10 protein-coding genes are annotated in these 23557 nt (G+C 59.6%); 1 reads left to right on the top strand and 9 read right to left on the bottom strand.

All coding sequences use genetic code 11. The features are described 5' to 3' along the window. Positions 1 to 7: 7 nt before the first annotated feature. The 5 genes from DOLE_RS08610 to DOLE_RS08590 all read right to left on the bottom strand — a co-directional run bounded on the left by DOLE_RS08610 (position 8) and on the right by DOLE_RS08590 (position 17839). Positions 8 to 7138, bottom strand: a complete 7131-nt coding sequence (locus DOLE_RS08610; protein WP_012175097.1) for a type I polyketide synthase — start codon at positions 7136 to 7138, stop codon at positions 8 to 10. Between the two features lie 119 nt (positions 7139 to 7257). Next, positions 7258 to 13827 carry a type I polyketide synthase gene (locus DOLE_RS08605; protein WP_012175096.1) on the bottom strand — a complete coding sequence of 2190 codons (6570 nt, stop codon included), beginning with the start codon at positions 13825 to 13827 and terminating at the stop codon, positions 7258 to 7260. A 138-nt stretch (positions 13828 to 13965) separates the two neighbouring features. Further along, positions 13966 to 15639 (bottom strand): PfaD family polyunsaturated fatty acid/polyketide biosynthesis protein, encoded by a 1674-nt coding sequence (locus tag DOLE_RS08600; RefSeq protein WP_012175095.1) that lies wholly within the window; start codon positions 15637 to 15639, stop codon positions 13966 to 13968. A gap of 212 nt (positions 15640 to 15851) precedes the next feature. Beyond that, positions 15852 to 16745 carry a site-specific tyrosine recombinase XerD gene (xerD, locus tag DOLE_RS08595; RefSeq protein ID WP_012175094.1) on the bottom strand — a complete coding sequence of 298 codons (894 nt, stop codon included), beginning with the start codon at positions 16743 to 16745 and terminating at the stop codon, positions 15852 to 15854. Beyond that, a complete protein-coding gene (locus DOLE_RS08590; RefSeq protein ID WP_208596974.1) occupies positions 16742 to 17839 on the bottom strand; it encodes an aminopeptidase P family protein in 1098 nt (365 codons plus the stop codon). The genes xerD and DOLE_RS08590 overlap by 4 nt, the downstream gene beginning before the upstream one ends. Before the next feature lie 492 nt (positions 17840 to 18331). Here DOLE_RS08590 and DOLE_RS08585 point away from each other — a divergent pair, with 492 nt between their 5' ends. Continuing rightward, on the top strand, positions 18332 to 20080 hold the full coding sequence (locus tag DOLE_RS08585) for a class I adenylate-forming enzyme family protein (protein ID WP_041280446.1): 1749 nt from the start codon (positions 18332 to 18334) through the stop codon (positions 20078 to 20080). Positions 20081 to 20117: 37 nt separating this feature from the next. Here the strand turns inward: DOLE_RS08585 and DOLE_RS08580 are convergent, their stop codons facing one another. The 4 genes from DOLE_RS08580 to DOLE_RS08565 form a co-directional block, all read right to left on the bottom strand. After that, the gene (locus DOLE_RS08580; protein ID WP_012175091.1) at positions 20118 to 20768 is read right to left on the bottom strand and encodes a fused DSP-PTPase phosphatase/NAD kinase-like protein; all 651 of its coding nucleotides are present in this window, start codon (positions 20766 to 20768) and stop codon (positions 20118 to 20120) included. A 373-nt stretch (positions 20769 to 21141) separates the two neighbouring features. Then, positions 21142 to 21588 (bottom strand): BLUF domain-containing protein, encoded by a 447-nt coding sequence (locus DOLE_RS08575; protein ID WP_012175090.1) that lies wholly within the window; start codon positions 21586 to 21588, stop codon positions 21142 to 21144. 197 nt (positions 21589 to 21785) lie between these two features. Continuing rightward, a complete protein-coding gene (locus tag DOLE_RS08570) occupies positions 21786 to 22394 on the bottom strand; it encodes a GAF domain-containing protein (RefSeq protein WP_012175089.1) in 609 nt (202 codons plus the stop codon). Between the two features lie 354 nt (positions 22395 to 22748). Then, positions 22749 to 23528, bottom strand: coding sequence for an EcsC family protein (locus DOLE_RS08565; protein WP_012175088.1), 780 nt, complete (start codon positions 23526 to 23528; stop codon positions 22749 to 22751). Positions 23529 to 23557: the final 29 nt, after the last annotated feature.

Below are 23557 nucleotides of genomic sequence, written 5' to 3'. Positions count from 1 at the left end.
AAGACGCTTACTCCGCGGGCACCATTCGCAGGCCAAAGTTTTTCATCTCGTAGATAAAAATTCCGTCCACCTTCAGAAAGCCATCGGCAAACACCGCCGGAGACGATGTCTCTTCCACGCGGACAATATCGGCTTCCACCTCCACCCGCCTGTTCTTCGGGATGATCTGTCCCCGGTAAATCCATTCGTGCTCATGGTTTGTCACAAATTCAAACCGGTGGGTTTCAATCTTTTCCGGCCATCGGCGGCGGCACACCTCTTTTAAGAGCTGAAGAAAAGACTCCAGCCCCAGGGAGCCGGGGCAGACCGGGTCCTGGTAAAAGTGGGCCTTGAAAAACCATTCATCCGGATCGACCTGCTTGATCCCACGAATAAAGCCCAGACCGGCTGATCCGCCGTCCGGAATCCAGCACTCCACGCCGTCGACCATCAGCAACGCTTTACCCGGCAGGGCCGCGGCAGGGGCCGGGTCAACGGCAGGGTCATCCGGCGTCAGCGGCGAATGGATCTCAAAATCAAAACCAACGGACCGTTCAAGGTCAATGGGCGATGGTTTATGGGACCGTTCAGCCGCCCTGGGCACCCCCACCTGCCGGGCCAGGGCCTCTGCCGAGAAAAACCCGAAATAGGTGGTGCCGCTGTAAACCATTTGCCCGTCGGTATCGGAAAACACCTCTATATCGAAATACTCAATGATCATGCCGCCGGACTCGGCCACCTTGGTCATGCGGGCCCGCATGGTCAATGTCTTCTCCACGTTTCGCAGGTCCATGTGCTGGATCGCGGTTCCACCCAGGTTCCGGAACTTGACGTCTTTGGCACTGTGCAGGGCCGACCCCGCGTAGGCCGCCAGCCAGCCGCAGGGCTGCAACGCGATTTCCAGAAGGATACAGAAGGGCATGGAAGGCTGGCGGTTGGCCGCAAAATACCAGTCATCGGGCCGCACCGTGTATTCGGCCTCGATCCATCCGCCGGGCTTGACCTCCCACTGGGGATGGTCGATAAATGTCACCCGGTCCATGAAAAAATAAGGCGGCCCGGGCAGCCGTGCGATGATCCGGCCTTCGTCAAATATTTTATATGGCGGGCCGAAGGCCTCGGAGGGTTTTCCAACGGCATAGGCCAGCAGTTTGTCCCGATCGTAAAGGGTCGGCTTCCGGGCGGGCTGCCTCTCAACTTCCGGCCCGCGGCCGGCCCAGAACGATTCGAGTTCCGCCTGTGTCAGGCCTGTGGCTTTGAGGGACATTTGCTCAAACATCACGATCCGCTCCCCGTCAGCGTACATGAAGGCATCGGCCAGCACATAGGGCTCCGGGTTGTAGCCGATCTCGCGAAGTTCGATCTCGTAAAGCACATGCCGGGTTTTCCGGGTCACCGGCCCCCGGCATTTTAAAACCGCGCCCTTATCCGGCACCGGTTCAAAGCAGACATCCGCACGATCGGTCACCCATCCCATGCGCAGCAGAAGGACCCGCAGGGCCTGCTCGCAGCACTGATACATCAGGGTGCCGGGCATCACCATGTCATCCACAAAATGGCAGGTGAGAAACCAGTCATCCGAATGAATGTCGGCTTCGGCCTTGATGTTGCCCAGCCCGTACCGGCCCCCTGCCGGATCAATGGAAAGAATCCGGTCGATCAGCCGCATGCGGCCACCGGGCAGGCAGAGGGAGGGGGGCAGCGTGATTCCGGCAAAAAGCGGGCCGAAACATTTTTCAAGCCTGCCCTCCCGCAAGGCATTCACCTGGTCGTCGGTATAAGACGCTGTCGCAACGGGAACCAGCGGCTGCCAGCCATTGATTGTTCCCGGCCGGGGCAGCAGGTCCTCTTTTTTTAATACAATGCCGCCGGAAGCCCTGACCTCTTCAGGAGTGAAAAAACCGGCGCACCCGTTTCGCATGGTGATGATGTGGCGGCTGCCGATATAGCCATTGAATTCAAAGAAGAAAAGATACGTCTCTCCCTGGCGCACGAATTTTTTAATCTCAATCTCGTAGCGGATGGTCTGGCCGGACCGGGGGAGCCCTTCGTGAAAGGTGGCCACTGCGTCCAGCAGCCGGTAGCTGCGCCTGCCTTTTACCGCCAGGTCAATGCCCAGGTAGGAACATAAAAACAGGTCGGCCTGACCCGCCTCGATGGAGATACAGACCGGCACCCGGTCGGCCTGCAGGTACCATGCATCCGGATGCACGTCATGCTCGGTCACCACACGGCCCGATTTGAGGGAACCCTTTTCCCCCTCCACGGAAACAATTCTGTCCACCAGCATCAGGGGTTCGTCCGGCAGCCGGACCCGTAACGGATAGGTATCCACCTCGGCAAATTCCGGACCCAGCACCTTTGCCACCGAACCTGTGGCAAAGGCCATGCACATCTCCCGGTCAAAGGCCGGCGTGACCACCGAAGCCGTGGTAAAAACCGACGACGGCGCTTCTGACGCGGATAGTAAAACAACCGGGGCTGTTGGAACAGGGGCACGCTTCTGAAGTTCTTCCAGGCCGGACAGGTCCCCTGTGGCCAGGGCCGCCTCCAGAAGCCGGGCCTGAAGGGCAAAGGTCTGTGCCCCCACCTGGTTCATGTATTGGGAAAACTCAAGAAACGCCTGGTGGGCTTTGGCGGTGGCATCGGCATCGGAAACAATTTTTTCCATTACTCCGGCCCACGAGGTGCGGCCCATGTCCGGCATGGCCTGTACAGATGTCACCGCTGCTGTTCCGGGCGGCGGTGCGCTGATAAAAGTCGTATGCGCCTGGGCTTGACCGGCAGGCGCATACGCCGCTGGCAGCCGGACCGGTTCGGGCAGAACAAGTGCTTTGCCGGTTTTTACCGCCACCCGCCGTCGGGCGTCTTCTTCCGGCAAAGGGCCTTCCTGTTCCCACATCGGCGGATAGGCGTCCGCACCGTACAGGAATTCAAGATTCACCGGCACCCGCTCGGCAATCAGGGTGCCCATGCATTTTAATACCGTCAGGTAGCTGCTTTCCGAGCGGTTGCAAATGGAGACCGCCAGGTGGGGCCTGTCCGCGAGAATCTGCTGAATCATCCGGGTGCAGGAGTTGTGGGGGCCCATCTCCACGAACACACGAATCCCGTCCTTGTAGGCCCGCAGCACGGTCTGGGTAAAATCAAACCCGTAAAGGGCCTGGTCCGTGATGGACCGGGCCGCGTTCTCGGAGGTCAGATCAATGGCCCGGCCCCGGGCGCAGCTGTAAAACGTCACCCCTTCCGGCGGTGTCACGGGAAACAGGTGAAGGGCCTTGTAAGCCTCCTTTGCCGGCACGGCGGCATCGCAGTGGACCGTTACCACCCCTTCCAGGAAAACCGCCTCGCAGCCGAGAAAACGGATGGCTTCCTCCACCTGGACCCGGCGGCCACCGATCACGCATTCCGTCGGCGTGTTGACGATCAACAGATAAACCAGGGGAAAATGGCGGATCGCCTTTTTGACCTGGTCGGTGCCCCGGTTGACCACGGCCACACACCAGTCCACCTCCTGGTCCGGCGGTACATGCCACACCTCCCGGGCCGCGTTGCAGGGACCGGCCAGCTCGGTCGTAAACAGGTCGGAGTTTCGCATCCGGTCCAGCATTTCGCTGCGGTGTTTCCAGGCGCCGGTGGCAAACAGGCCGGCGGACTCTCCCAGGCTGTAGCCGATCACGGCATCGGGTGCCAGGCCGAACCGCCGGGCCAGCCAGGTCATGAGCCCACCGTGGGAAACCTGGCCGATGATCATGGTCAATGGATCAACACCGATTTTTTTGCGGCTCTCCTCTTCCCAGCCCGGCTGCCACGAATCCCGCCAGGGGAAAAAATATTCCGGCAGAAACCGGTCCTTGAGTTTTCTGGCTTCCGCGTCCAGCTGCCGGGCCACACCCGGAAAATTCACGCCGATCTCCCGGCCCATCCCCAGGTAATGATTGCCCGATCCGGGAAAGACAAAGGCGATCCGTCCGTCCTGGGACCCCACGGGATGAAGGTGGGTGGAATACCGAATGCCCCGCATGCCGCTGATGCTGCTGGCCCGGTCCCTGGTGATCAGCTCTTTTGCCTCATCCGTGAAACGGTCCAGTTCCGCCAGGGTGGCGGCCACGATGGCCACGGCATACTCCCGGTCAAAATCCAGGCCCTGGGCCGCGTACCAGCCCCGGGCCGCCTTTTCGATGCCGGCCCCTTTTTCATCGATGCCGCGAATGTACTGGCGCAGCCGGTCCAGGCCGTCGATCAGGGCCTTGTTATTGTCCCCCTCCACCACAAAAAGACCGGCCCGGCCGGGGTACAGCCCCAGAGGCTGCCGCCGTTCCCGCTCGATTTTGGCCAGCAGTTCCGGCGCGGCGGTTTCCGGCCATTCATGCTCTTCAATCACCACGTGGGCCACGCCGCCGTCACCGGTCATGGCGCCCACGCAGGCCCTTCTGGGGCCTTCGACGCGGTTGCGCAGCCAGAACTGGGGGGTCTTCGGCATATGAAAAAAGGTTGTTTTAAACCGGTCGTCTACCGGTGCCGTAAAATTGCAGAGCGGCGCCACCATCTGCTGGTACATGCACACCGCCGACTTTGCAAAGGCGGCCAGGCCGGCGGCGGCCCCGGTGTGGCCGATGGTGGGCATTACCGACCCCAGGGCACACCGCTTTTCAGCGACGGGTTTTTCGCGATTAAAAAATTCGCGGACAGCTTCGGATTCAACCCCGTCTTCCCCGGGGTCTCCGCTGCCGTGGGCTTCAAACAGAGAGATGGTGGATGGGTTTACCCCGGCATCGGCAAAGGCCCGCTCCAGGGAAAAGGTGTATGCCTGTTTCATGGCAGCGGCACGATCTTTTGAATCAAAGGCCGGCACATCCAGGGCCGTGGCGCTGCCCATTCCCTTAATGACGCAGTAGATGCGGTCCCCGTCGGCCACGGCATCGTCCAGCCGCTTGAGCACCAGGGCCGCGGCGCCGTCGCCGGGCAGCGGACCGTCGGCATCACTGTCAAAAGGCCGCACCCCCCCTTTTACGCTGAACGGCCGGGCCAGACCGTCGGCAATCACCCGCCGCACATCACCGGCCAGGTCCACGGCCCCCACCAGAAAAGCGTCGGTATCGTAGAATTGCAGGGAACGCATACCGATTTCAAGTGCCCGCAGCCCGGAGGTTTCGCGGCTGGAAACCACAAATCCGGGGCCGCCCAGTTGAAACTGCTTGGCGATACGGCTGGCCAGAATGCCACCCAGCGCCCCCACCACCCGGGAGGCGGTCAGCGGAGGAGAGCAGGCGTTTTTCAGCGATTCAAGCCAGGCAATTCCCTCCGGGCCTTCTAAGTGCAGCAGCCCGTCAGCCTTCCACTTTTGGACTTCCTTTGAAAGGCTCCACCGGAAATGGTAGTCATTGGCCTGAACATCAAAGTCCATGCCCATGACCGCGCCCATGCGGGGCCGTTTTTCCCGCAGGGGCATGCCCGCGTCGGCCAGTGCCCCGGCCGCTGTCTTGAGCATGAGCAGGTGCTGGGGCAGGATATCGCCGATCTCTTTTGGCGGAATGTGAAACTCGCCGATCAGCACGGCCACCTCATCGATAAAAGCGCCCCGCTCCGGAACACGGCCTAAATAATGTTCAACCCGGTCGATCATGCCTTTCCACCGGTCAGCCCCCGGGTTTTCAAGCAGGCAGTCCCCCCGCAGCAGGGCCTCCTGAAAGGCCCGCAGGCCGACGGCTTTTCCAAAACAGGTCTCCATGCCCACAACGGCGATATCCGGGGGACGGGACGGGGAAAGCACGGCATGGGTGGCGCTGGTGGATGACGGGCTGTTTTCCGGGGTCCAGCTTTCCAGCAACAGGTGGGCGTTGATGCCGCCGAAACCAAAAGAGCTGACAGCGGCCCTCAAGGGGTCTTTCTCGTTTGCGGGAAGCCACGGTTCCGGTTCGGTCTGGACCCGGAACGGGCTGTTGATCAGCGGACTTTTTGCCGACGGCGCAGAAAAATTGACCCCGGGCGGAATCGTTTGGTTGGCAAAGCCCATCAGCACCTTGGCCATGCCGGCGGCGCCGGCACCGGTGAGCAGGTGACCCACCATGGACTTGATGGAACCGATGGGACACTGGCCCGGCTGCCACGAAACGCCTTCCCATAACGCCCGCATGCTGGCCAGCTCCACCATGTCCCCCACCGGCGTGCCGGTGCCGTGGCATTCGATAAACCCCACGTCATTCACGGACCAGCCGGCCTGCTGGTAAGCGGTATGCATGGCCCGGACCTGGCCCTCGCTTTCCGGGGAAAGCAGATTCCCCTCCATGTCGTTGGAAAGACCGATGCCACGGATCACGCCGAGAATGGTGTCTCCCTCGACCACGGCATCATCCAGCCGCTTGAGCACAAACAGGCCGGCGCCCTCCCCCACCACCAGCCCGTCGGCTTTGGCATCAAAGGGCGCGCACACCCCGGACTTTGACAGGGCCTGCAGCTGGGTAAACCCCACCTGGGTGTAAAGCACCTCGGGCCGTGAAACACCGCCGGCAATCATCATGTCGGCCCGGCCTGCCTGAAGGTCGTCGCAGGCCAGCTTGACCGCGTAGAGGGATGAAGAACAGGCCGCGTCCAGGGTATAGGCGCACCCGCCGAACCGGAACGCCTTTGCCAGGAGCACGGCAGGCAGGCTGGTGACCCGGGCCGACATCAGGTCTGCCATTCCAACAGGCATTTCGTCGCCGGTGGCCTGGCGGTGAAAAAGCTTTCGGGCCACGGCCTGCCCCAGGATACGGTTGGCCAGGGCCGACGACCCCACTGTGGGCAGGGCGATGGCGGCCAGCACCACGCCGGTCCGTTCACGGCTCACCGACGAAACCGCACACTGGCCCAGGGCCTCCCGGGCCGCGGTCAGGGCGTAATGGTAAAGCGGGTCCAGCCGGGCCAGCAGATCGGGGTCAATCTCAAAGCCGGTGGGATCAAAGTCCATATCAACGGTGCCGGCCCGTTTTGAAAAGGTTTTGTCAACAGCAAAGGTTTTGCTGTAAACATCTTCCGGCGGCACCACCCACCGGTGGGCCGGAATTTCTGATATCGCGTCCACCCGGGCAACAATATTGTTCCAGAAGCTGACAATATCGGGGGCGCCGGGGAAAACCCCGCCCATGCCCACAATGGCGATTGGCTGGTAGCTGATCATGTGTTTGGTGCCGGTTGGTTGATTAAAAATTCCCTGCTCTTACTCTTACTCCCCTATCCATGTCGATCCCGATCCCGATTTGGATAAGGCATCCGGACTTGACCCCTTGAACCCTTTGTTTATGATTTAAAGGCCGCGCCCAGCGACTTGTCCATTACCGCTTCAAACCCGGTCATGCAGGCCACCATGGCGCCGTTCTCATCCAGGAAAAAGACATCCCCGCGCATCTTGCGGCTGGTCCGGTTGGTGACGGCCAGGACGGCGGTTACGCCCTCGGCGGGAAACGCGGTGCGGTATTGCCGAAAGGATTTAAAAGAGACCGGCAGGCAGACCATGCCCGCCTGTTCGTGGCACCACACAATGGCCATCTGAAAGGCCGTGTCCAGGGCCAGGGGGTCGGCCAGCCAGGTGTTGCGGACCGGCCGGCGAATCCACTGCTTGGGAGAAGGCGCGCTGCTGATGGTTGCCTTGATTCCCTCCGTTGAACAGGCCACCACTTCCTGAAGCCCGTGAAGGGCCTTGCCGTGAAACAGGACCGTATCGTAGAGCTCGGCTGCGGTGCGGGTATAACCGGAAGAGGCAAGCGAGGCGGGTTCCGTAAACACAGGGGGCGTTTCATAGGCGGCGGCAAGAACGGCCCGTGCCCCGTAGTGCACCGTCTCCTTTCCGCTGCTGTCGCTTTTTATCTGCACCGCCACTTCAAAGGCGGTCCCGCTTTTGATCGGCTTTCCAGCCAGCACTGTAACGGTGCGGCCGGTTTCATCAACCTTGATGCCGGACAGCACCCGCATGTCGTCGATGCCGATCAGCATCAGGCCGGGGTTGGCGTGCAGGGCGCCGCTGCCCACCCACTCGGCGGCCAGGGCAAAGGGCACCACCGGCCTGCCGTCCAGCAGGTGGGACTTTAATACCGGGAACTCCTCCACATCCACTTTGCGGGTAAAGGCCTCAAAAAGCGGGCCCGTGTTCTCGACCTCTTTTTTTGCGGGTGCCGGAGCGGGGCTGGTTTCCGGGGTGGCCTTGCCGACATCATCAAACCCGGCGCCGATCACCACCTCAACGTCACCGGCAGGCGAAGCCATCTCCTCCACCATGCACCGGGCCCCGGCGGCCAGGGGAATCAGGGCTACACGGCTCTTTTCAAACTCCCGTTTCAACGAGGCGGTCACCATGCCCCCGTCCCACGGTCCCCAGTTAAAGGAGATTACCCGGCATCCCTGGTTTTGCAGGGCCATCAACTGGGCTGTTTTGTTGAGTACCTCATTGGCCATGGCGTAGTCGGCCTGGCCCTTGTTGCCCATACGGGCGCTCACCGAAGAAAAAAAGACCAGGCACCGCAGCGCCTTCATGTCCGCCGCCAAAACCAGGGCCTTTGCCCCGGCCACCTTGGTATCAAACACCCGGTCGAACTGGTCGGCGGTCTTGTCAATGATAAACCGGTCTTCCAGTACCCCGGCGCCGTGGACAATACAGCGCACCGGCCCGAATTTTTCGCTGACCGCTTTGAACAGGTCTTCCACGGCCGCATCATCGCGCACATCGGTGGAGCGATACACCACCTCGGTACATACGGCCCGAAGGGCTTCCATGTTTGCCGCGATCTCCCGACCGGCCATGTGCTTTTTAAAAACCCGGTCCACTTCAGCCGGGGTGGCGGTTTTGCCGGAAAATTCATTTTCCAGGATTTGCTTCTTGATCTCCGGCTCGCTGGTCACACCGGCCAGCCAGGCCGGCTCAGGCCCGGGCAGCGGGGACCGGCCCAGCAACACCAACACGGGCCGAACCTTTTTTGCCAGGGCCAGGGCACACTGGGCGGTAACACCCCGGGCACCGCCGGATACCACCACCACGTCGCCGGACTTAAGCGGCAGGTCCTCGGGTTCGCAGGGAGCCGCAGCCAGGGCAACACCTTTTTTGCCTTCCACTGAAAGCCCCACTTCAACCGGGTCTTCAGCGCTTAAAATCTCCATTGCCACGGCATGGGCCGCCGCCTTTACGTCGGTCCATTCGGGATCAAGGTCGATCACCCGGCAGGTCACGCCCGGCCATTCAATGGCCGCGGTTTTCACCAGCCCGGCCAGGGCCGCCTGCATGGGATTAAACGCGCGGGTCCTGCCGAAACCCAACTGGCCGTCCAGAAAGGTGACGGCGGCAAAAATACCGACCTGGTTCTTTTTGACACCGTCGATCAGCACCGGCCCCACGCGGCCGGCCAGGGCAAAGGCGTCCTTGACAAACCGCTCATCTTCCGGGTGCCATAACTGCTTTTCCGCGGGGTCAAGGCCGCCCAGGATCAACAGGCCGCCGGCATTTGAAACATCCTGCTCAGGGGAAACGTTTTCCAGGAGCGCGGCATTGACATCCATGGCCATCAACGCCTCGACCACCGCCCTGCCCCATGATGCGTCGGTTGTGCAGACAAACAGGGTTTTGCCTTTTGCCAGCGCCAGGGGCGGCTGGCTGTCCGGCGGCAGGCTCTCCATTTGAATGACCCGGCGCAACACCGGCCCGGATGAATCGGCGGTATCCTCAGGGGGTTCCGCTGTAACGGCCGGGGCTGGCTTATCCCCGGCCGGGGTCGTCTGAATCCCGCCCAGTTTCATCAGGTGGTCGCAGATTTCCTTTAGCGTCCGCATCTCGGCCAGATCTTCAGGGGTGGCCGATGGAATGTCCGGATGCTCTTCTTCAAACACCGACAGGATTTCCACCCGCTTGATGGAGTCAATGCCCAGATCGTTTTCAATGTCCATTTCAAGGCCCAGCATCTCCACCGGGTAGCCGGTAACCCGGCTCACAATGTCCAGCATGGCCGCCTCGATATCCGCTGATGAGGCCCGGGCGGCAGCCGAAGCCGGAGCCGCCGATGGCGTTCCTGCCATGGCACCGAAAAGAGATACCAGGTGATCACAGATCTCCTTTAAGGTGCGCATCTCAGCCAGGTCTTCTGGCGTAGCCGATGGAATGTCCGGGTGCTCTTCTTCAAACACCGACAGGATTTCCACCCGCTTGATGGAGTCAATGCCCAGGTCGTTTTCAATGTCCATTTCCAGGCCCAGCATCTCCACCGGGTAGCCGGTAACCCGGCTCACAATGTCCAGCATGGCCGCCTCGATATCCGCTGATGAGGCCCGGGCGGCAGCCGAAGCCGGAGCAGCCGATGGCGTTCCTGCCACGGCACCGGAAAGAGATACCAGGTGATCACAGATCTCCTTTAAGGTGCGCATCTCGGCCAGGTCTTCAGGGGTGGCCGATGGAATGTCCGGGTGCTCTTCTTCAAACACCGACAGGATTTCCACCCGCTTGATGGAGTCAATGCCCAGGTCGTTTTCAATGTCCATTTCCAGGCCCAGCATCTCCACCGGATAGCCGGTAACCCGGCTCACAATGTCCAGCATGGCCGCCTCGATTGCGGCAATATCCACCGACTGCCCGGCAGGGGTTTTGGGGGCCGCGGCCGGGATGGCGGCCTTCGGTTCGGAAGGAGGCGTGGCCTCAGGTCTTACAGCAGGGGCCGATGGTGCTGACCTTTTAATGGGAACGGCCGGAACCACACCATCTTCGCCCATCACGGTCTGACCCAGGCTACGGGTCTTCTCCAGTACAATGCCAAGGGCCTTTCCCGCCTCGGTCTGGGTCTCCAGAAATTTCTGGTGGGCATCGGCGGTCTGCTGCTGAAGGGCCTGCATGGAGCGCAGGCTTTCCGACACCACGGCAAGCGCGTTTTTCACCAGGTCGGTGTCAGGCCCCGGGGGTGGCGCGGCTGATGCCGGGGCTGTCTGGAGGCCGGAAGCCGCTACAGGAACCGGCTCTGTTTTCTGAACCATGGGGGCCCGTTTGGGGCGGGCCGGTTTTTCCTTGCGATAGTTGGCACCGCAGATGGAAAGCGACATCTTCTGCTGGCGGGCCTGGACAGGCGGTATTTCCCATTCGGTCAGCCGCACGGGCCGACCCTGGGCCGCGAAAAAGCAGATTACCCGTGCCAGATCGGTCTGGCCGAAATTCCGGCCTCCGGACCCGTCCGTGGCCAGGGCGTCAAAATGTTTTCCTTTTAGAATTGACTTGACCAGCCCGGTGAGCACCGACTTGGGGCCGACCTCCAGAAAGGTCCGGGCACCATCGGCATACATGTTCTCGACCTCTTCCACGAAATTGACCGGGTTGAGCAGTTGATTGCCCAGAATCTTTCTGGTTTCTGCGGGATCACGAGGATACGGCTGGGCGGTGACGTTTGAAAAAACCTTTATATCAGAACAAGTTATATCTTTTTTCCTCAGGTAGTCTTTGAAAGGTTTGGCGGCGTCCTGAACCAACTCGGTATGAAAGGCCGCAGCCACGGTCAGCCTGGTGGCCCTGAGTTTGTCTTTCTTGCACAACTCAGCGGCCCGGTCGATCTCCGCCTCACGGCCCGACAGCACACCCTGCTCATAGCTGTTCCGGTTGGCCAGGACCAGGTCCAGACCGTTGTCGGCGATAAACTGTTCAATTCTGGCCAGGTCGGCCTTGATGGCCAGCATGGCGCCTTTTTCTTTTCCGGCGGCGGCCATGTATTTTCCCCGGGCCGCGGCCAGGGAGAGAAACGTCTCCTCATCCATCCATCCGGCGCAGCACAGGGCGGACAGTTCTCCGAAGCTGTGGCCGCAGGTCATGTCCGGACACAAGCCGAACCGGGCAAGCACCTTGTTTGTGGCCAGGCTGGCCGCACCAATGGCCGGCTGGGCGAAATCGGTGTTTCGCAACGCCTCTTCCGTGCTCTTTTTATCCTTCTCAAACAGACCCGGCGGAAAAACGCGGTCCGAAAGCCGAATGTCCGGGGCGGCCCCCAGGTTGGCAAACTGAATGTCCGCGGTTTCAAACACCGCGTGGGCCTCGGGAAAGGCCACGGCCAGGTCTCTTGCCATGTAAGGATACTGGCTGCCCTGGCCCGGAAAAATAAAAGCGACCTTGCCGGCATGACCGGCTTCGGTGTCGTAAAAAATCTTTTTGCCATCCGCCGCCGCGGCATCGCCGCCGGTGACGGCGGCCATGGCCTTTTGCAGAAGGTCAGCCACGTCATCGGTTCTTTCAATAACCATCAGCAGGCGGCAGGCATGGGCATGAGAAAAGGTTTCCCTTGTTTTAAAGGCGGTGACCCGCACACCGGCAAACCGCCCGCCCGCCTTTGCCGCATGGGCCTCCACGCCCTCTGTGAAGGTCTTCAGCCCGGCCTGAACATCCGCGGCCGAGTCCCCGGAAAAGGCCGCGATCTCCACTGAACCGTCCCAGGCAGGCGTCTCTTTTTCCGCTTTGTACTCTTCCATCACCACATGAAAGTTACTGCCCCCGAAACCAAATGAGCTCAAGCCGGCCCGGCGGGGGTGTTTTTTTGTGGAAAGCCAGGGCCGCAAGCTGGTGCTGATGTAAAAAGGGGTCTGGTCGATATTGATTTTGGGATCAGGCTCGGTCACCTTGAGGGTGGGGGGAATCGCCTTGTGGTAAAGGGCCAGGGATGCCTTGATCAGGCTGGCGGCGCCGGCCGCTGCCTTGGTGTGGCCGATCATGGACTTTACCGAACCGATGGCGCACCGGTCTTTGCCTTCAACGCCCGACTCATTGAAGAAGGTCTTCAGGGCCTCAAACTCCACGGCGTCTCCCACCCGGGTGCCGGTGCCGTGGGCCTCGATCAGCGCCACCGTTTCCGGCGAAAACCCGGCATCGTTATAGGCCCGCCGCAGGGCCCGTAGCTGACCTTCGGCCACGGGCGCGTAGATGCCGGCCGACCGGCCGTCGCTGGAGGTGCCCATGGCCCGGATCACGGCATAGATTCTGTCTCCGTCGGCCTCGGCATCAGCCAGGCGCTTGAGTACCACGATGCCGATGCCTTCGCCCAAAACCGTGCCGTCGGCATCCTTTGAAAAAGGCTTGGCGTCTCCGCTAAAGGAGAGTACAGAGGTCTTGGCAAAGCACATGTGCATGAAAATATCATTGAGCGCGTCCACTCCGCCGGTGAGCATCATGTCGCTTTTTCCGGACAAGAGTTCAAGAACCGCCAGGTTGACAGCCGACAGGGAACTGGCGCAGGCTGCGTCCACCACGCAGTTGGTACCGCCCAGGTTGAACCGGTTGGCGATGCGGCCGGCGATCACGTTTCCCAGCAGGCCGGGAAAGGAGTTCTCCTGCCAGGCCACATAGGCGTCGGAGATGCGGGCCATCACGTCGTCGGCCACCTCCGCCGGTACACCGGCATCCTCCAGCGCCCTTTTCCAGAAGGGAAACCCCAGGCGCGAGGCCAGGGGAACCACCAGCTCCTGGGTGCCGGTGGCGCCCAGCACCACGCCGGTGCGCTCCCGGTTCCAGGCCCGGCCGGTGTCGCCGTACCCGGCATCCTCCAAAGCCATCTTCGTGACCACCAGGGAAAGCAGCTGGGCCGTATCCGTGGCTTCCAGGATGGTGGGGGGAATGCCGAATTCAGTGGGATCATAATCAATGGCGGAGAGAAACCCGCCCCGTTTGCAGTAAGTAAAATCGCCGCCTTTGGAATCCTGGCGAAAATAATCTTCCGCCGACCAGTGGGTGGAAGGTACATCCGTAATCGCGTCCTCACCACGGGAGATCAGGCGCCAGTATTCCTTTACGCTGGCGGACAGGGGGAACAGGCTTCCCATGCCCACAACGGCCACTGCCTGGTTGTCGATGCCGCCCTCTTTCTTCAAGATGCTACCTTTCCTGTTGTTGCTATTCTCAGGTATTTACCGCTCTGATTCTTGCTCTTGCTCTTACTCTTGATCCCGTATCGATTTCGATACCGATAGCGATAGCGATTTCGATTGAAAGACCGACACACGTCGGCGTCAGACTTGACGCTTCATATACGCCTCGATCTCGGCAAGGGGCGTGGGAGCAAACCGGCGGGCTTCCACCGGCAGATCCACGCCCTGAAGGCCAAGCCACACGGCCCGGGTCACCACGGCCGCGCCGAAGAGCAGGTTCATGGCCACCGTGACAAAGGTCCGGTTCTCCATGGCCTCCAGAAAACTGCCCTTTGCCCACTCATTAAAGGCCCCGATGGCCGGGCCGCACCAGATCTGAAAGTCCACCTTGCGGTCCGCCTCTCCGGTCACGCCCCACATGGAGGAACGGCCCAGGTAGGAACGGAACACCAGGGCCATCATGTGACGCGGGTCTTTTTCAGCCCGCTCAATCTGGCGGGGATCACGGGCCTGGAAAAACGTTTTTGTCTCTTCCCATGCATGGTCAAAGGAGCAGCGAAGCAGGGTCTTTTCCACCATTTCCCTGTCCTTTTCCGGCACCTGGTCAAACCGGTTGTACCGCACGTAAAGCTCGTAAAGCTTGGAGGCCCGCATGGCAAACATGGTGCCCCGCTTGAGCACCTGCACCTTGCCGCCCATTTCAAACATGTCGGCCGCCGGCGCCATGGTTACGTCGGCCTGGCCCGCCTCCACCAGCATCTGCCGCACCATGTCCGTCACACCAGCCTCCACGCAGGACTGGTTCACCGAGCCGGTCAGCACATAGGCCGCGCCCATGGCAAAAGCGGCGGCCGCCGACTCCGGCGTGGCAATGCCACCGCCCAGTCCCACGGGAATGGGCCGGTCATAGGCGTGGGTCCGGCACATCTCGTCCCTCAGGGCCGTCATGGTGGGCAGCAGGCCCAGGGCCGGCCGGTTGTCCGTGTGACCTCCGGAATCAGCCTCCGCGGTAAGGGCATCGGCCATGGGAATCGCGGACGCCAGGGCCGCCTCTTCGGCCGTGATCTTTCCCTGGTCCAGAAGCTGGGCCACCAGTTTTTCAGGGGGCGGGGCAAAAAAACGGGCCGCCACCTCCACCCGGGAGACCTTTGCCACGATGCGGTTGGGGGCCACAACCCGGCCGGTGGTGTCTTTATGAATACCGGTCAACCGATAACGCACGATATAAGGGGTCAGCCGCATAAAGGCCGACGCGCTGATCAGCCGCACGTTTTTGCGCAGGTAGAGATCCACCACGGCCTCTTCCAGCAGGGAATCGCCGGGCGAATGGATCAGGTTCATGCCAAAGGGAAGATCACCCAGGCGTTGGTGAAGCTGGTCAATGGCCGTTTCCACCTCGGCGGGGGCCAGGCCGGCGGCTCCGAAAAAACCCACCATGCCGGCTCTGGCCGCGGCCTCCACCATGGCAACAGAAGTGATGCCGTTGGCCATGGCGCCGGCCACATAGGCGTAGCGAATGCCGATCAGCTCTTTAAAATAGGGATCACCGAAATTTTCCGGCAGAAGCGGTGGGGCATATCCCAGAAGGGGAAAGCCGCCTTCGGCATCATGATTTTTTCCGATAGAAATGCAGGCCTGGCCATGATTGGCCACGCCCAGGCAGCCGTTGACATTAACCGCAAAGACCGGCCGGGAAAGATTTTTCAGGGCGACAGAGACGGCGTCCACGCCGGTTTCCGGCGCCGCCCCTTTTTCATTGTTCCATATTCCACAGCCGGATAATCCGGCTGAACAACGGTCAATTCTCGCGTTCATATCCACCCCCGTATGGTCGGAATAGGCCTGCTGATTTTCTCAATCCGCCTATTCTTAAGGTTTTCCCTATGTTTGTCAACCCATTACCATGGTGCTTAAAATAAAAATTTAATGCAAAAACGATTCATTGCGTTGGATCAAATCAGGGACGGGACGGCATTCCAGAAAATCGAGTTCGATCCCGATTTCGATTTGGAAAAGGAAGAAACGGTTCACCGGGGATGAAACTTTTCATGGGCGTCTTTGAGATGGCGGTAGGTCACATGGGTATAAATCTGGGTGGTGGAGATATCGGAGTGGCCCAGCATGATCTGGACCGAGCGCAGGTCGGCTCCGCCCTCCAGAAGATGGCTGGCAAAGGAGTGGCGCAGGGTATGGGGTTTGATGGACTTGCGAATGCCCGCGGCCAGCCCGTATTTTTTCAGGGCCTTCCAGAATCCCTGGCGGGTCATGGGCCGGCCCCGCCACGCCACAAACAGAAAAAGACTGGCATAGTTTTTCAAAAGCGCGGGCCGGGCGCCCGACAGATAGGCCTCCAGTTTCTCCTTTGCATAGGCGCCCATGGGCACCACCCGCTCCTTTGCCCCCTTGCCGAACACCCGGACAAAACAGACCTCGGTGTTCACGTCCTGTACCTTCATGGCCACCAGTTCAGACACCCGAAGGCCGGCGGCATACATCAGTTCGATCATGGCCGCGTCCCGCATGCCACGGGCCGTGGTGGTGTCGGGCGCGGCCAGCAGCTTTTTCACCTCGTCCACGCTCAACACGTCAGGCAGCCGCAACCCCTTTTTGGGCAGGTCGATGGTCTCGGCCGGGCTGAAGGCCAGCACCTTTTCCTGGGCCAGGTACCGGTAAAACCCGCGCAGAGTCACCAGGTGACGGGACCGGGACCGTTTATTGAGACCCCTGTCACGCAGGAAAATCAGATACTTTAGGAGAACCGGCATGTCGGTTTCAGACACGCGGTCAATGTTCTGCGCCTTTAAGTAATCCAGGTAAGCGGCCAGGTCGCTGCCGTAGGCTTCCAGGCTGTTTTCCGCCAGCCCCTTTTCGATCAGCAGGTAGCTCATGTACTGGTCCACAAGGCGTTCCGTGGCACTCATGAAGGCTGCCCCCCGGGCTCCGTGTGGGTAAGGGGAAGCCGGTTGAGCAATTCGGCGCCGTGGGACCGGACCACCGCCATGTTTTCCAGCCGCACCCCGCCCCAGCCGGGAAGATAAATACCCGGCTCCACCGTGACCACCATGCCCTCTTCCAGCACATCCTCACTCTGGGCGCTGACCCGGGGCGGTTCATGAATGGCCAGGCCAACGCCATGGCCCAGGCCGTGGGAAAACTTTCCGCCAAACCCGGCCCGGTCGATATGGTCCCTTGCCGCGGCATCCACCGCTTTTGCGCTGACACCCGGCTGTATGGCTTCCACGGCCTTCATGTGGGCGTCGTAAACCGCCTGATGGACCTTGCGGTAATCCGAATCGGCCTTTGCCAGAACAAAGCTGCGGGTGGTGTCTGAACAGTACCCCCCTGCCCTGGCCCCCCAGTCAAACAGCAGGGGCATGCCGGGTTGCGCGACCCGGTCCCCGCACACCGCGTGGGGCAGCGCGCTGTTTTCACCAAAGGCTGCAATAATAGAAAACGACAGGCCATCAGCCCCCATCTCGCGCATGCGCCGCTCCAGGACCCAGGCCGCCTCTTTTTCGGTCATGCCCGGCGCAAGGTCATAACTGACAAACAGTTCAAAGGCGTTTTCCGCAAATGCCAGGGCCCGGCGGATGGCGTCGATTTCGAAAGGCTCCTTTTGAACGCGCAGCCGGTCCAGCACCGGGGCCGCATCCGTAAAAGAAACCTTCAGCCCTTTTTCTTCAAGGGCTTTTGATATGCGAAGATAATCGGCGTGGGGCATGCGGCCGGCCTCAAATCCCATGTGCCGGGTGCCCAGATCGGCCAGCAGGTCCGGCAGAATCCGGGCCAGGCCCGCGGGGTAACAGACCACCTCGTACAGAGGGGCCTCGGTTTCCGCCTGCACGTTGTAACGGCCGTCCGTGGCCAGGACCAGCCGGTCGTTTGTGATCAACAGCACCCCGGCCGATTCATTGTATCCGCCGTCAAGGCCGGAAAAACCGCTCAAATAAAACCGGTTCTCATCGGAGAGCACCAGAAGGGTGTCGGATTCCAGGCCGGCCAGATGTCTTCTCACCCGCTGGATTCTTTCTCGTATCAAATCATCCAAAACGTTTCCTTTCATGGCTTGCCCAGTTCCGCCGTGGCCAAGGCTATGGCGGACACGCAAGCTGGGCAATGTCGGATAAGGCAGTTTGTCATTACCCGGCCTGTCTCCCTTGACCTGCCCGGCCGCCCACGTAGTCGTCATTACCCGGCTTGACCGGGTAATCCAGTATAGAATTGGCCTTGTTCCTTATCAATTCGGTATCAGATCATTTTGATTCTGGATTGCCCAATCAAGTTGGGCAATGACGGATTTGGCAGTTTGTCAGTTCACGCCAAATCCTACCACAAACCCGGTTATCACCAAACGGGAATCTTCCATCGTCAGGCCGGGTCTGTCCTGAATCCCACTTTTTTAATATTGACACCTTGTCAATTATAAGAAATGATCGCCCTTACGTTACACACCCGGCCGGTGTGGCGGCACAACGGTAACATCCCCGACCTGCTGAAAGGAGATTTCATGGAAAAGCTTTCTTCCAACATCATCGCCAACAGCCTCAACTTCCACGCCCGGAACAACGCGAACAGCCTTGCCATGGTGTATGGAGAACGGCGAACCACATGGAAGGAACTGGGCAGCCGGGTCAACCGGCTGGCCAACGCATTGATCGCCGCGGGCGTTGGAAAAAACGACAAGGTCGCCTTCATGTTTCACAACTGCCCGGCCTTTCTGGAGACCAACTATGCCGTGCAGAGCGCCGGCGCCATTCCCGTTCCCGTCAATTACCGTTTTACAGGGCCGGAGGTCACCTACCAGGTCAATCACAGCGACGCCAGGGTGTTTATCTATGAAGCGACCTTTGCCGAGGCCGTGGAAGCGGCGGCGCCGCAGCTGACCAAAATAGAACGGTTTGTCTGCCACGGTCCGTCGGCCATTGCCGGCTGCGCAGCCTACGAAGATTTTTTAAACAGCGGCAGGCCGGACATTCCCCAGGTGGCCACCGGCTGGGACGACGTGGCGGTCATGGTCTACACCGGCGGCACAACAGGCTTTCCCAAAGGGGTCATGCTGACCTATGCCGGCCACGTGGACATGTTCTGCAACCTGTTTGCCTCCATTGTCACCCGCACGGCCGAGGTGAACCTGACTGCCGAGCAACTGAAAGGGATCACCAAAATCGTAGCCGTTCCGGGCATGGGGCTGGCGCCGGGACTGCTGAAAACCAGGCTTGCCAGAAAAATCCTGTCCAGCAAAAAGGCCTATACCTCCATAGAAAAGGCGGTGCGCTACCTGCTCACCCATCCGCCGGCAACCCGCATCGGATACAAAAGCACGGTCCGGTTTATGACCCCGTCCATGCCTTTTTTCCATGATGCCTCTTACCAGATCCTGATGCTGGGCGTGCTGCTGGGCAACACCTGCCAGATCATGATCGACGGCCTGAGTTTTGACCCGGAAAAAATCCTTTCCGCCGTGGAAGCCGAACAACCCCTGTTCATGGCCAATGTGCCAACCGGCTGGAAAAAGCTGGTCAGCTTTCCCGACTTTCACAAGTACAACGTTAAATCCCTGCTGGCCATTGCCACCGGCGCCGGGGTCTGCCCCGTGGACCTGAAAAAGAAAATGTTTGCAAAGTTTCCCGGCGTGCTTTTGCTGGACATGTTCGGTCAGACCGAGATGACCCCCATCACCAGCTTTCGCGTGGACACCGGTCCGGAAAATCTTAAAGAACGATCAGTGGGCAAATCGATTCTCGATGTCCGGGTCGTTGATGAAAAGGGCGACGAGGTGCCCCGGGGCGAGATCGGTGAAATCATGTACCGGTCCGGCTGGATCATGAAGGGCTACTACAAGGATGATGAAAAAACCGCCGAAGCCATGCAGGACGGGTGGTTCAAGGGTGGAGACCTCGGCTACATCGACGAAGACGGTGAAGTGCGGCTGGTGGACCGCAAAAAGGAGTGCATCAACACCGGCGGGGAAAAGGTCTTTCCCCTGGAGGTGGAGGAGGTGCTGCATCACCATCCGGCCGTGGATGACGTCTGCATCATCGGCATACCCGACGAAGAGTGGGGCCATACCGTGAGGGCCGTGATCAAACCCGTGGCCGGCGCAACCCCGGCCCCCGACGACATTCTTGCCTTCTGCAAGGGCAAGCTGGCCGGGTTCAAGATTCCCCGGTCCGTGGTCCTGGTGGAGGAGCTCCCCCTCTCCCCGGTGGGCAAGATGCTGCGGGCCAAGATTCGGGAGTTGTACGGAAAGCCGTAACCCGGTCAACCGCGTCAACGTTTTTTTAGAATCGTGTCTACCTTTTTACAGTCGCCAACAGATCGGCCAGGGCCTTCTGCAGCATGGCATTGTCTTTTGTCTGTGAATAGGTGCTGGTGATCTGAAGCAGTTTTTCAGTGACGGCGTCCACACCAAAGTCATACTCCTCCTCAACCTGATGCGGCGACGGCGCGAGTGATTCAAAAAGATCGGAACGGGACCGGCGAATCTCGTCCACCATCTCCCTGAACTCCCCTGAATTGTAGAGGTTGTACAGAAAGGTCTGCATCGGGAAGTCACACTCCAGGTGAAAACCAAGCCTGTTGGCCTGTCGATAAATCCTCACCAGCGACTTGCTTTGCGCTACCGCATCAAACAGGAGCACAAAGACCAGGGGCTTACGACCCAGGCGGGAAAACACATATAAAGGTGCGCTTCCCCTGGCATACACCGCCCGATAAAACGCCTTCACATCCTCAAGCTGAATGGCGTCCCGCTGAACCGGGATATGAATGTAGGTCAGACCGGCCTCTTTTGCCCTTTTTGCAACAAGGCCGCCAAAAAGCTCCTGGTTGTCTCGAAGGTCAATAATCGTCTTGTATCCCAACTCCTTTAGCTGTTTGATGTCTTCTGCACTTGGAACCAGCCCTAAGGTAATTCGATCGTTAAATTTCTTGGCGTTTTGCATGGCAAACCTCCCCTTGAAAATAAAATTACCGGTTCTTGTGTCTGGCCCGTGCATCACAGACCGTGCTGCTTTTCATTATGCAAGGGGCGTGCCGCCACAATTCAACTTAATTGCAGGGCAATGACTTGGAATGATTAAATATTAATTTTTCAGGCGGCAGGCCGAAATACCACATTGTGTAATCAGGATTGACGAAATGTAAAAAAAGGTGACGTTTCAGAAAATGTGTACAGGCATCTTGATTTGGTCTGCCAAGATCACACCCGACAGGATGGGTGTCTTTCCAGACAAAAAACGGGGGGCTTGAATACCGAAAGGGACCGTTGACCTCCGACAACCGTCGAAGATATTCCATCGCCGAAACCTTTGGGAATCAGGCGATATCGGTCTCCGACTGGTTGAAAAAAGCGTCTTTTTCCCTTGCCAGGTCAGTGATGAATCCGACCACGCTGTCGGCCGACATCTCAAAGGGATTGAACTGCCGGGTTGCGGAATATTTAAAAAGAACCGCGGCATCCACCTCGTTCATGGCGACATAGGCCATGGACCAGCTTTCAAAGGAACGGGCACTGACCTGCCGGTAGTCCAGGATCGTGGCGTTTGCGTGCCGGGGGTCTTTTACGATATCGACATACAGGCTGTTTACATGGTCCATGGGGCCTTCAAGCCACTGGAGAAAATATTGCGGGTCGTAACAGAGCACGCCGGTGACGGCAAGATCTTTGTTTCGTTCACGGGCGACCTTGAGAATCTGGCGCAAGGCTTTGAGGTCACAGGCTTCAGTCAACTGGCTGGCGTAAATCAGGCGGACAAGGGACATTGGTTTTACCTTTCAATGATGATATGTCGATTGATCCACAGGGTTTGACAAAAGTTTATGGGTTCCTTGTTTCAGAATCAACTCTTTTTTCACATCATCCGGCACCGGGCGGTTTGCTGCCGAAAAAAAACCGGCCATGCGCCTGAAACAGGGCACGGCCGGTTCACGTGATGGGCGTGCACTAATCTGGTCCCGGGTCAATGAGCCACCGAAACACTGCGGGGAACCCCTTCAAACGGCGTCCTGCGTTTAGACTTCAGTGTCCTGGGGTCTCTCAATGTCTTGAGCACTTCGATGCTCTCCTTCATTCCCCGCAAGTGCCGGGCCATGCCGATGGCCATGCCGGTGATGTTTGCCATGGCCTGGATGAAATTCAAGTTCTCCAGGGTAAACTCCCACGGCTCAGCCGTGTAAATCCGCAGTGCCCCGATGATGCGCCCACCGCTGACCACCGGAACGGAAACCAGTGACGCGATACCCTCCTTTTTTGCCGCCTCGGGATACTGAATGCGCGGATCATCAGCCACGTCAAAAATCGCCACCGGCCCCTCCTTCAGGGAGTCGCCAATGGACTTGAGCGCGCTCAACGGTCCCTTGTTGATATACTCCTCACTGAGGCCGAAGGATGCCGCCACCTCCAGTTCATCGGTCTGCCGGTTGATAAGAAAAAGTGTGCACCCTTTTACGTTCAGCGCGGTCTTGATGCTCTCCACCGTGATCAGTACCACCTCTTCCGGATCCTTGGAGTGGGAAATGGCATTGGTGATCTTCAGCAGCGTTTCATAATTGAACAGTTGTTTTTTCATATGCCCCCCTTTGCAAAGGCGATTAAAAAACAAAAACGGCTTGCGTCTCTTCACAGAAGTGTCCGGCTTCCATCAGCGCAAAGGCGTTGCTGGAAGCCGTGGTGGGCAGAGTTTGAGTTGCATGGTGTCCCTCCATTACAAAACGAATAGAGGTCTGTGACAGTCGAAAAATCCCACGTCGAGGCTGAAAGGGGGAAGGAAAAACCGCAGATTGAATCACAGGCTCAAAAAGAGACTGGCGGCAGCGGGCAGAAGCCTCGAAAGATGGCCTGATCATATCACCGGGATCGGGGGATTGCAAACCGAATCGCGCCGGGAAAACGGTCAAACAGTCCGATGGATACTCATGACCGGCTACACTGTTTCATACACCCGCCGCACCGCGTCCGGACCGTGAAGCCGTTCCAGCCGGCGGATGATAAAATGGCCCCGGCCCATGTCCTGAAAATGGTTGATGAACACGGTGTTGATGGCGGCCCCGCCCAGCGCGCCCACAAGGGGCACGGCCTGGGCCGCCGCTTTTTCAGACACCACGATAGAAAACCGGGAAGCGATCCGGGTAATCAGTCGGACAATGGCCGGGGCACTGGTGTCAGACACGCCCCGTCTTGCAAGGTGGGACGCGGCCTCAGACACCGCCTTGGCCATGGCGGCCCGGGTCGCGAAATAGCCGGTCTCGGTGCCGTCATCCTTTTTTGACCGGCCGCCCAGGGCAAACACCTGAATACATTGAAGCCGGGCCTCCAGAACCGCGAGATCTTCGCCCTCGCTTCTGGCGATATCGGCAATGGACCGGAGCATGATGGTGGTGGAGACCGGCAGTTCAACAGCCAGGGCCGCCAGTCCGAATGCCCCGCCAACGGCACCGGAGGCTCCGGCCGCCAGTTTGTGCCACCGGTTGGCCGGCGGCCGGGGACCGCTCCGGTCCAGGGTTCGCAGGGCGACATCCAGGGCCGCGGTAATGGAGCGGGATGCCGCCGCGTTTACCGCCAGGGCCCACTTTTCCGGAAGCCGCGCAAACCCTTTTTCAATAGGCGACCCCACCATGTCGCTGATTTTCGCGGCAAGACCGGGATGCTCCAGAAGGTTTTTGGCGAGCCTGAGCTCTTCAATTTCAGACAAAGTAAGCGACATTTAAATGAATCCAACCTCCCTTCGTCATC

The organism is Desulfosudis oleivorans Hxd3 (genome assembly GCF_000018405.1).
In the GTDB taxonomy this organism is placed as follows: domain Bacteria; phylum Desulfobacterota; class Desulfobacteria; order Desulfobacterales; family Desulfosudaceae; genus Desulfosudis; species Desulfosudis oleivorans.
Note: the sequence above shows the minus strand (reverse complement) of the source record. Positions and strands in the feature narration are given on the sequence as shown.